The sequence below is a fragment of the Prevotella sp. AM23-5 genome (genome assembly GCF_003473645.1).
Classification (GTDB): Bacteria; Bacteroidota; Bacteroidia; order Bacteroidales; family Bacteroidaceae; genus Prevotella; species Prevotella copri_A.
The window spans coordinates 20,885-31,356 of sequence record NZ_QUCG01000043.1; the positions used below are offsets into that span (position 1 = coordinate 20,885).

Genomic DNA, 10,472 nt, shown 5'->3' on the forward strand with positions numbered 1-10,472 from the left:
TTAAATATGATGCCACTTCACAAAATCCGTCCGTTCTACTATTATATATACACCGGGGTGAATGAAGTGGTTTTTGAAGTGATTTTCGCTTCATCCTCACTTCTTCACCTCCTGCTCTTCAAGCAGCGGAAGCGAAGGATAATCCTTCATTCTGCAATACTCGTTATTGCCGCACTTCACCACCAGTTTGCTCTTCAATAGGAAGGTCAGCAACTTTGACATCACTGTTCTACCTCTGGCAAAACCAATAGTTGTATATCCTTTCGTCAATGCGTTTATCACATTCTCATAACCTGACACCACTTTCTTGCCAAAAGCCATTCCAAGTGCCTTGTCATGCTGCTCATCGGTAATGTCGGCTATTGTCATCTTCGGCTGTTTGGCTGTGGTGGAGTCAACCACATAGTCCTTGGCAATCTCTGGAAGTCCCTCCTTGTTTATTTGGAACGCAAAGGGCGCAAAGTCCTTGTCTCGGATGTTGAGCGGTTTCACTTCACTCACATTCGCCATCGAATTGCTCTTGCTAATCACCAGTACCGTCTCTGCCTTGTTGCTGAGTTCCGTGCCAATGTGACCTCTTACATTGTCATCACCCTTATTCAGGTGCAAGACGCAATGGATGTGCAGGTCATAGCGGCTTGACCATTGCATCAGTTTGTTGATGATATGGACAGACTCGCTCGGATTGTTGATGTCGAGCATCAAGTCCCTTATGCCGTCAATGATGACCAAGCCAAACCCCTTTTGGGTCTGCAAAGCATATTCTATCAACCGCAGTCTGAGGTTGGGACTGTACTCTCGCAGTCCGAAGAACACAAGGTTCTCACTGTTCATGTTGTCGGGCAATCCTGCAAGCCGGAGGATGCGCTGCATCACGCTGTGACAGTGGAAACGGCTCTGCTCCGTATCAACGTAGAGTATCTTACGCTTGTCATCGGGTAGTTTTGCCGTATATTGCAGTACCTTTCCGTTAGCAAGCGAGGCAGCTACCAAAGCGGACACGTTGAACGTCTTTCGGCTCTTCGCCTTGCCTGTGGAGGCACTGAAGTTGCCCAGCGTGGCTATGGTCGAGTTGTCCACCCATATTATCTGTGGCGGTGTCTGGTAGGTCTCGTCCGCATGGATAAGCGATGCCTTCAGCAACTTTTCCAACAAATCAGCATTGTCCGCTGCGCCTTCAAAGAGGCTCATGTCGTTCATTTCTTCCATCGTCATCTGCTCTTCAAGGGTTTGTTCATCACATAGCGTATGGCATCCTGCTCATACACCTCTTTTGTTTTCACAGGGTGCTTCTTGATCCATTCCACCAGTTCTTCCTTGCTGAAATAGATGGTCTTGCCGTTTGGCTTGTAATGGGGAATGGCAAAGGTACGTGTCAGTTTGTAAAGCTGACTCTTTGAAGCGTCAAGGAATACGCTTGCCTCGTCAAGGGTGAGCACGTCTTTTCCTGCAAAGAGCCATTTCTCCAAGCACTTGATGCGGTTCAGCACATCCTCCACTGGTCCAAGCAGCTTGAATGCTTCTTCCATTTGTTGAATGCGCTCGGCAAGTCTCATTGGTGTCATATCTGCCAGTTCTGGTTCTGTCAACTCGTGTTTATACACGTCTATCGTTGGCGGTAGGATAGTGCCATCCTTTGGTGGATTGTTTGCCTGATTTGTTGTCTGTCCAATCATTGTCGTAATTTTATTTATCGTTACACATAACGAGGTCGCCCTCCATAACCAGGTTTCTGATTACGGAGGGCAAAGGTAAGGGCATTTCTGCCCAATCGGATGGAAGTGCGCTTGACTGTCAACCGACTATCAAGCCAACTGTCAAGGTTTTCATCTGTCAGATGGTGTCCTTGCTGTCATTTTTACCGCAATCTGCTATTTCTTGCACTTTCTTGCGGATAGCCTCATAGATGCTGGCGTTGGTACTTTTGGCATCACTGGTTGCTGAGGACAGCTTGGTTGTTGTAAGTGGCTTGTCTGTTGATGAAGACAGGATGAGTTTATGCTTGGCAATGATCGATTGCCATTGCTTGCAAATCAAGTTCTTGCTGCAGAGCATATCAAAGAAGAATGCCACACGTCTGTTGCTTCTCGCCTTTAGCTGCTTGCTGACTTGGCACGAGAAGAGTTTTCGCATATCCTCTTCCGACACATCGGCTGAGAACAAATGAACCTCATTGGCATGGCGCGCAATGAGGTTCAACTGAGTAGAATCAAAGTAACATTGAAAGTCCTGTTTCGGTTTGGTTTCTTGTGCTGTTTGTAATATTGACGGTGGTTTACCATGGAGATACTGACCGTTTGGAGGCGGCTCCGTGGTGTTGAACTTGTGATGAAGAGCCTTGTAGTCATGATACTCGAAATCCACTTTGGTAAAGAATATGACTACCAAGTCCTCACGTTCTTCAAGAAACTCCTCCATGATGTAGAAGTTCTTCTTGTGCTCGTTCTTGCCTGCCGCATACTGGCAGTCCGTATAGGAATGGCTGTTGAGAAAGTCCTTTTTATAGCGGTGATACAGTTTACCGCATCCTATTACTTCCGTCTGATAGCACTCATGGGCTTCCTTGAAGAACAGCCACAATTTGTTGGTACCACAAATGCCACCTACACTGTTAGCGAAGGTGCATTCATTGCATTGGGGTAAAAAGAGAGAACGAGGAGTCGTCTCGTCCTTGGTTGTTTGAAGTATTATTATGTTCCATTTTTATTCTTCGAACGCACTGTCTAATAGGGAAACAGCCTCGTCCTTTTTCTTATTGATGATTTTTGCGTAAATTTGTGTCGTGCGCACCTCCGTATGACCGAGAAGTTTGCTTGTTGTGTATAGATCTGCGCCCATGGTCAGCTCCATCGTGGCGAACGTGTGTCTTGAGACATGGTAGGTCACATGTTTGCTGATACCTGCCGCACGGCTCCATTCCGGGATGCAGTCGTAGTTCTTGCTTGGCAGTGTTGGAAACACCTTGTCCTCGTCACTCGCAGATCCACGCTCAGGCATCCAACGAAGGGCTTGCTTGTTGAGAGGAAGATAGAGAGGCTGCTTGGTCTTGTACTGCAATATCTCAACTCGTGTCTTATCACCCTCGGTGATGATGTTCTTCCACTTCAAACTCTTCACGTCACTGATACGGAGTCCGCAGAAGCATGAAAACAGGAACGCCGCCTTGATATCCTCACGCTTGCAAGGGGTGTCAATCAGTCTCTTCACCTCGTCAACGGTCAGATACTCTCGCTTGGTACCGCCACCTTTCAGAACATCCATGCGAAGACGCAATACGGGATTGTCGTCCATTATCTCTTCCTCAATAGCCATGTTGAAGGCTGCTTTGAGGCATTTGAGATAGTTCATCACCGTGGACTTGGACGGATGGGTGTGCTTGTAGGTGATATAGTCGTTCAACAAGAACACCATGAAACCATTGCAGTATTCCTTGGTCATCTCTGCGAGTGTCACGTTTGGCGAGTGTTCTCTCACTGCATTCAGCACGCTGTTCACCCAGTTTCGGGCAGATTGTCTTCCTCGCTCCACTTGTGCGTCACGGAATATCTCCAACCAATCCACAAGTCGCATTTTGATTCTTGACTTGTCTTTGAGCCCTGCGATACCGTTAGTGATGCTCATGATGCGTTGTGCCTTGATGGCATAGACTGCTTGCATCGTCTGCTTGTTCTGCTCCTTGGCTGCTGCGTCAACCTCTGGAATGAGATAGAGACGCAGATAGTCGTAGGTTCGGCGACCATTGACATTGATGGATAGATAGACCGACTTGTTGCCGTTGGCAAGTTCCTTGAAGCGGATTCTCACAGGCTCCTTGGTCTTGGAATTTCTCTTGCGCTCAGTCTCTGCAACGGCAATCTCTGTCTTCACCTTCTTAGTGGCAAGATACTCCTTGTATTTGTCCACGTTGGCATCTGGATCTTCTCCATGCGGCTTGTAGCCTCTTCTGCCGACACGCTTCTCAAAGGTTCCGTCCTTCAATGCCTTCATGCGTTCCTTGGCCTTTTTCTCAGCTTCTTTCCAGATTTCCTTGTGTTTCTCCTCGCTGTCATCCTTACGAAGGTAAAGACCAACTGACTCATAGGCACGTTGTCCCTTACCATAATATATATCAAGGAAGAGGGAACGGTCTCCATTGCGCATCTTGCGACTACGGACTATCACAGAACTGGTGTATTCCTCAACTTTCTCCACTTGGTTCAGCTCGTCAGAAGGATCCGTGAAAGTCTCTCCATTGACAACCTCTCGCATCTTGCGTTCTTTCAGACGCTCTGCGGTTTCCATGACCAAGGCATTATTCTGCTTGTCAGCCTCGGTAATCTCTGGGTTGATATAGAGCTTCAGAAACTCGTACTTGCGCTCACCATTATAATATATGTCGAAGTAGAGCGACTTGCTGCCGTTGGCAAGGTCCTTGAAACGAAGAGTGACAGCTTCACGCTTGTTGGGTCTGCCTCTATGTTTTTTGATTGTTCCATCTATGGCTCTGTCCTCACCGTCATCGTCAATGAATTTCCATTGGTGTCCTTCTCTGCCAGAAACGGCTCCGACGACTTCATTTACCTCACGTTCCTTTCCTTGGGTACTTTTGCCAGTTTTAGCAGTATTGCCATTCTCCTTCTTGCTTACTCGTGCAGTCTTCTTGCTTGCAGTAGTTGTAGAAGCCGGATGTTCCAAAGAAGCCTTCACTATTTCCAACTTTCCCGATAGGATTTCTTGCACTCGCTGGTTCTTGATAACTTCTGCCTTCTGCAAGGTCTCGGCATTGACTGCCTTAGCCTTGTCATCGTCCTCAGGAAGCAGATAAAGCTTCAAGAACTCATACGACCTCTTTCCACTTTTGTAAGTGTCGAGATAAATCGACTTTGTGCCATTCGCCAAATCTTTGTAGCGTATGCGCACAGGTTCATTGTTACTTCTCATGTTACTTTGTTATTTATTCTACTTATTGTCATTTTGCGAGATTTGTTACTCACGGTGCAAAGATACGAAAAATAATTGGATTTGTTACCCAAAACAAGAACCAATTACGAACCATTAACTATGATAAATAATAAAATAAAATGGTAAAGTAACAAACAAATAACAAAATACATACTTTGTTAAACATCTGCTATATGCTGTATATATTGGTATTTACGCGCGTTTTCTTATCATTTTGATTGTTGCATGATATTTGACGTTGCTTGACCTACATCGACCTCTTCTCTGAATTCGTGACCCCTGGAACTCAGGAAATGAACCCAGATTACACCAACGACGGCTTGCATCTGCTCGGAAAAGGCTACCAGAACTGGGTTAGAATCCTGAAGCCTTATCTTGGGAAATAAAGAGAAACAAAGAAAATCGGGCTGTTAACTGTTAACCTGTTAACTGCCCGATTTCTTTTTCCGAAAAAAACACTCAAAAAAAGCGATCCTACGCTGCCATTCCAGGCGTTCCGTAATGGCCATACTTGCCGATGAACTTAGCCGTCTTGGAGAAGGTGCCGTCCTCGTTCTTCACGATGAAGCCACGCTTCTTCCAGGTGCACAGGAGAACGGCAAGCTTCGTCTTGGTGCCATGAACCATGCAGACTTCCTGAATCTCAGCCTTATCAAAAGTATCATGAACAAAGAGCAGAAGATTGCTCACACCGGATGCATGATAGATAGAACGGGTGTCTGCATCTATCGCCTCCTGCATCTGATTGCCGAAGAAACGCATCTTGCACCACAAATCATACTTCACGCTCCATACGATGAAATCCTCTATCGCCTTCTCCCACTTCTCGCCATTCGCCAGATAAAGCACCATCGCCCTGCGGAAACCATTCGCCAGACTGCGCTTGGCAAACTCGGCGTAAGGCTTGTTGTAAGCCAGCTGAGCCAGTTCCATAAGCTCACTTCCCAGGCGCTCGATAAGCTGGCGCACCTTCCTGCACTCCTTGGAACCGCTGGCGGCATTCAACTGATGGATGTAAGGAGCCAGCTGCGACTTGAACTGCGCATCATAATTCCCCACAACCGGACAAGGAGCGAACTCGGGAAGGAAGATAGTGGCAAGCGACAATCGGCTCACGGCTCCATCAGCCACCTCTCGAACCGAGAAGAACTTCTGTGTGACGGCGATGGTACTCGAAGCATTCCAGTTGAAACGGGTCTTTACACGGGCGGTTACGCTCTTGGTGCCCACACGCTCCTGACCATCCTCAGAATTATCCCAGCAGAGACGAATCAGCTGGCTAGGGTCGTTGAACTTCTTGAGCATGTCCACCTCGTCCATCTTGCAGTAGAGATAAGCATCGCCAGCCTTCTGCGCATCGTCCAGACGCTGGATGTAGGCAGCACGGGTAAGATCGGGCGAAACGATGCGGATGCAGATGTCTTCCGGGCGCACCGGCTTCTTCTTGTTATCGCCCATGGTGTTCACCTCGTCCTTCCATTCCTGCTCTTTCTGACGGTTCACCTTATCCATCTGCACCAGGTCTTCGATGATGCTGTCGATAGGTCCGTTTACTGCCGATTTGCCAGACGACATCGGTGCTACGAGCAGATTCATCATTGCTGCCTCATGTACCTGATTGTCGATGTAGCGGAAGTTGACGCCCTTGAGATGAGCGGCAAGCGGAGGAAAGACCGCCATCGCCACAGGCGCCTTGAAATCGGCTGGCACCTTGCTGGTGAGCAGCTTGATGAGCTTAGGCAAACGGGCAGGCATCTGAGGGGGAACATCGGCGTAGATTCCCGCCTTCTCGGTGGCCTGCTTGGCGAGATAGTTCTTGCGGGCGAGCTCCACCGCCTGCTTCACGAGCTGAGGCATTTCCGAGGATTGAGCCACCTTGCAGGCACTCTCTACAGAGGCGAACGCCTTCGCCTCGTCTTCGCCGAAGATTTCGATTACCTGCTTAATCCAAGCCGCCTCGCTATTGCAGATGTATCTGAGCAGGCAGGCTTCACGATAGATGAAGTTGTTGCGGTTGCCATGGGCAGGAGCACCGCCCATCAGCTCCACCAGCGCCTTGGTAATCTCCTCATAAGGAACGCCATCGTATGTCTGCTCATACTGCGCAGCATTGGCAGCCCTTCTCGCCTTCTCCTCCTCGCTCTCGATAGGCTGGAAATCTACGGTTGGAGCGGAGGAAGAAGAGCTCTGAGAAGAGGAATTCTGAGATGCTCTTATCTGGGCAGAATCTACATCCAGCGGACGGCCATCAATATCCAATCCTCTCTTTCTATAAGCCTCACGATATTCTGCCACGGCTTCCTCATCCAGTCGCTTGTACCAGTCGTCGGCAGTATAGATCTGGCTCACGGCATCGGTGATGAAGATGATGCGCTCGGGCGTAACGCAGCTAGGGTCTTCGGTGGCATGGATGAGCTTGCAGAAGGCGCTCTGAGCCTCAGCGATGGTCATACCGACAGGGATACGGATGTCGATGTGCGCCTTGTTACGAGCCGAACGTTCCACGTGAAGCACTTTTCCCTTCCAAAGCTCGATGTCATCGGCAGAGAAAATCTTCTCTCTGAAAAGCTTCTCGGCAGGATCATCAAACATTCCGTTCAGCAGCAGGGCATTCTTCACCGCCGTCTCCACCTCCTCCGGGTTATCGATGTCCACGGTGGTTTGGAAGGTGAAGGCATCCGGGTCGATGGTCTTCTGGGCACGATGGTCATCGAGGAAGTGGAAGTAATGAGGAGAACGGAACGGCAACTGCTTCTTGAGTGCGGAAATCTGCTTGTCGAGCTGCTTGAAGGTCTCGCCCGCCTTCACCTCCTCCTGCTTCTTGATGATGGCGAAGGCAAGGTCATCCTCGTTAGCATACTGAGATGCATCTACCGCATCAGCCACCTGCTGCAGCATCTGCTTCTGCTTGGCGGTGAGGTCGCGAATCTGACCTACGAGGGTGCAGAGCCAAGGCTGCTTGGTAAGCTCGGTGTAGTAATCGAGAAGACAAGTGGAAATCTTACCCATGTTCGCATTGCGGTTAGGGTTCATGGCGATGAGACGGCTGCTCATCTGCTTACACTCCTCAAAAGAGATCATTTCAAAGTTGTACATACAGATAAAATTATTAAGTTAAAAACAAGACGAGAAACCAGGCTCCCGCCACTCAACCGTTCGGAAAAGCAGTGCAAAAATAAGGAATAAAAGAAGCGTTTCCAAGCGTCCGGGAAAATAAGATTGTAAAGGTATAAAAGCAAGGCGAAATGGTATAAAAGAGGAGAAAAGAGGTATAAAAGAGGTATAATAGTTTTAGAAGAAGAGCTTGATTCTCACAATCAGAAAGAAGAGCTTGATTCTCACAATCAGAAAGAAGAGTTTGATTCTCACAATCAGAAAGAAGAGCCTGCCCCATACGCCCTGAAAGGGCAGAAGCCCCCAGCCCAGGGCAACGCCCTGGGTATGCTAGCATTTAACAATGCGCCCTGTAAGGGCAAAAGCTTTGTTAATTGCCTGGTACTTGAAAGCTTTTGCCCTTACAGGGCGGCAGGCTTGCGTCCGTAATTACCCAGGGCGTTGCCCTGGGCTGGGAGCTTCTGCCCTTTCAGGGCGTACTTGAACCACCTAAGAAAACATACTACGCAGATCATCAATCTTTATCGAACCAATCTTCATCTTCAGTATCCTCATCATCTTCCTCGTCTTTTTTGCTCGGCAGAAGATCCTCCAGGATCAGATGTTCCAGCAGGGCTTGTTCTTGCATGAGTTTCTTGAAGGCATCAACGATGTCGCAATAATGGTTGAACTTGTCGGACCTTACATTCCATTTCTTCGGATGAAGACGCCCCCACTCCAGCGCATCATGTCTTTCAAACATAGGCGCTGCAGCTTGCGTAAGATCCTTCCTTTTGCAGCAGGGAGCCAACTCATCGCTCCCTTTATCCAATTCCTCATATTGCTTTTCCAGATAATCGCAAAAATCAGTCTGACTGGTAGAATTAAAAATACCCCAATCATTCAGCATACGGTATACAGGATACCAGTCGGATTGGCTTTTTAGCAGAAGTTTACCCGTACTTGGCTTATGATAAGACGCCATTCCCAGGATAGCTTCATCCACCAGCCCCCAGAGTTTCTTCTTGCGCTCGGAACCCGAAAGCTTGGCTCCCACAGACTTCATCGCCAGCAGCGCCTCCTCGTTGCCGTGCTTGCCCCACTGCTTCACATCGCTCACCCTGCCGTTCATAATCATCAGTACAATGCCCGAGAGCAGCTGGAGCATCATCTTGCGGGGCACACGCTTATAGAATACCTGGCGGAGGAAATCTACCGGGTCGGCCTTGAACGTGGGATAGAGCGAATATGGGAAGGCATAGAGCTGCTTTTCTATGGCGTCCAGCTGGTCTTTATAGTCGTAGGCACCCGTCTGCTTCTTCTTGATGGCGATAGGCGCTTCTACGAAGAACGACTGGGCTGCCCGTTCACGATAAGCGAAACTGGTAATGAATCCCATCTCCGTATACAGTTGCTCGCCCATGCGATGGATTTCCTCATCGTCTATGAGGTCGAGGTTGTTGAGAATGCGGTTTCTCGTCTGCGTCATCTCGCGCGAATAATCGCTTCGCTGTATTTCCATGAAGCTGCTGAGCCGCTCCCTAGCCTCTTCCAGGTTGTCGCGCAGCTCTGCCTCCAGCGCCGACCGGGAATCGGCATCAAGAGGGTTCTTATCGGCTTCAGCGGAATCTGAATCACGAGAAGAATCTGAATCACGAAAAGAATCAGAATCACGAGAAGAATCTGAATCCTGTGAGAGTTGCTCCTGAATGCTGATGATGTCGTTGATGACGCCTTCCAGCATCATGGTGCAATCGCTGAAACGGGTCAGCTTGTCGATGGGCAGAATGGGTCCGGAATAGTGCCAGCCGTCATAGATTCTGTCATCATAGATTTCCCTGCGTGCCTGCTCTATCTCCTGCTCAGAGACGTCCACACGCGCCTCCACTATCAGCTGGAGTCCCGACTTCTCATCGGCTCCCTCCTTGCTGTTGCTTCCCAGGCATCGGGTGCGCAGGTTCCTGCCCTTCCGGGCGATGATGAGGGCTCTTACGTCCTCGCCTTCCAGGGCTGAGACATAGCCGATGAAAAGCTGCTTGTCGTAAGCCTTCACTGCCAGCATATCAAAGGGGTTGGCGTCATCGGGCACGAGGCAGATGGTTCTGCCCTCTGCCTCCCTGGCGTATTCTACCTCACGACCTTTCACGTCGTTATGGGTAAGACCTACTATATGGAATTTCAGTTTCTTCATTTTATGTTGTTATTATTGTTTTTATGTTGTATTTTGTTTGATGTTGCTGTATTTTGTTTGATGTTGTTATAGTCGGGTACAAAAGTACGGCTTTTCGATGAACCCACCAAGCATACTTGTTTAAATTTCCTAAAAGAGCATCTGGGAGCAGCAGGGGTTAACAGGGTTAACAGTTAACAGCTGTTTTTCCTACCTCCCCCTTGCGTACCTTATTATATTACCTTAATTCCGCAACACTATAATTTAA

At 48.7% G+C, this 10,472-nt stretch carries 6 protein-coding genes and 1 pseudogene; 1 reads left to right on the plus strand and 6 read right to left on the minus strand.

From position 1 onward, the window contains the following. Positions 1 to 96: 96 nt before the first annotated feature. From DW657_RS11050 to DW657_RS11065, 4 genes are all read right to left on the minus strand, one after another. Positions 97 to 1,215, minus strand: a complete 1,119-nt coding sequence (locus DW657_RS11050; protein WP_106813181.1) for an AAA family ATPase — start codon at positions 1,213 to 1,215, stop codon at positions 97 to 99. After that, positions 1,212 to 1,676: a helix-turn-helix domain-containing protein gene (locus DW657_RS11055; protein WP_369973474.1), complete on the minus strand. Its 465-nt coding sequence runs from the start codon at positions 1,674 to 1,676 to the stop codon at positions 1,212 to 1,214. The genes DW657_RS11050 and DW657_RS11055 overlap by 4 nt, the downstream gene beginning before the upstream one ends. A 157-nt stretch (positions 1,677 to 1,833) precedes the next feature. Beyond that, positions 1,834 to 2,580, minus strand: a complete 747-nt coding sequence (locus tag DW657_RS11060) for a hypothetical protein (RefSeq protein ID WP_118312541.1) — start codon at positions 2,578 to 2,580, stop codon at positions 1,834 to 1,836. Between the two features lie 123 nt (positions 2,581 to 2,703). Next, a complete protein-coding gene (locus DW657_RS11065; protein WP_369973475.1) occupies positions 2,704 to 4,920 on the minus strand; it encodes a site-specific integrase in 2,217 nt (738 codons plus the stop codon). 263 nt (positions 4,921 to 5,183) lie between these two features. Between DW657_RS11065 and DW657_RS11085 the strand changes: the two are divergent. Then, positions 5,184 to 5,327 (plus strand): annotated as a pseudogene (locus DW657_RS11085) (sialate O-acetylesterase); the annotation flags it as partial. Positions 5,328 to 5,415: 88 nt separating this feature from the next. Here the strand turns inward: DW657_RS11085 and DW657_RS11090 are convergent. After that, positions 5,416 to 8,037, minus strand: a complete 2,622-nt coding sequence (locus tag DW657_RS11090) for a hypothetical protein (RefSeq protein WP_118312542.1) — start codon at positions 8,035 to 8,037, stop codon at positions 5,416 to 5,418. A 532-nt stretch (positions 8,038 to 8,569) separates the two neighbouring features. After that, positions 8,570 to 10,225 (minus strand): hypothetical protein, encoded by a 1,656-nt coding sequence (locus DW657_RS11095; protein WP_118312543.1) that lies wholly within the window; start codon positions 10,223 to 10,225, stop codon positions 8,570 to 8,572. Positions 10,226 to 10,472: the final 247 nt, after the last annotated feature.

What these genes read in the sequence shown, in the direction of transcription:
- DW657_RS11050 (WP_106813181.1), bottom strand. Translation starts at nt 1,215, where the DNA reads ATGACGATGGAAGAAATGAACGACATGAGCCTCTTTGAAGGCGCAGCG.
- DW657_RS11055 (WP_369973474.1), bottom strand. Translation starts at nt 1,676, where the DNA reads ATGATTGGACAGACAACAAATCAGGCAAACAATCCACCAAAGGATGGC.
- DW657_RS11065 (WP_369973475.1), bottom strand. Translation starts at nt 4,920, where the DNA reads ATGAGAAGTAACAATGAACCTGTGCGCATACGCTACAAAGATTTGGCG.
- DW657_RS11090 (WP_118312542.1), bottom strand. Translation starts at nt 8,037, where the DNA reads ATGTACAACTTTGAAATGATCTCTTTTGAGGAGTGTAAGCAGATGAGC.
- DW657_RS11095 (WP_118312543.1), bottom strand. Translation starts at nt 10,225, where the DNA reads ATGAAGAAACTGAAATTCCATATAGTAGGTCTTACCCATAACGACGTG.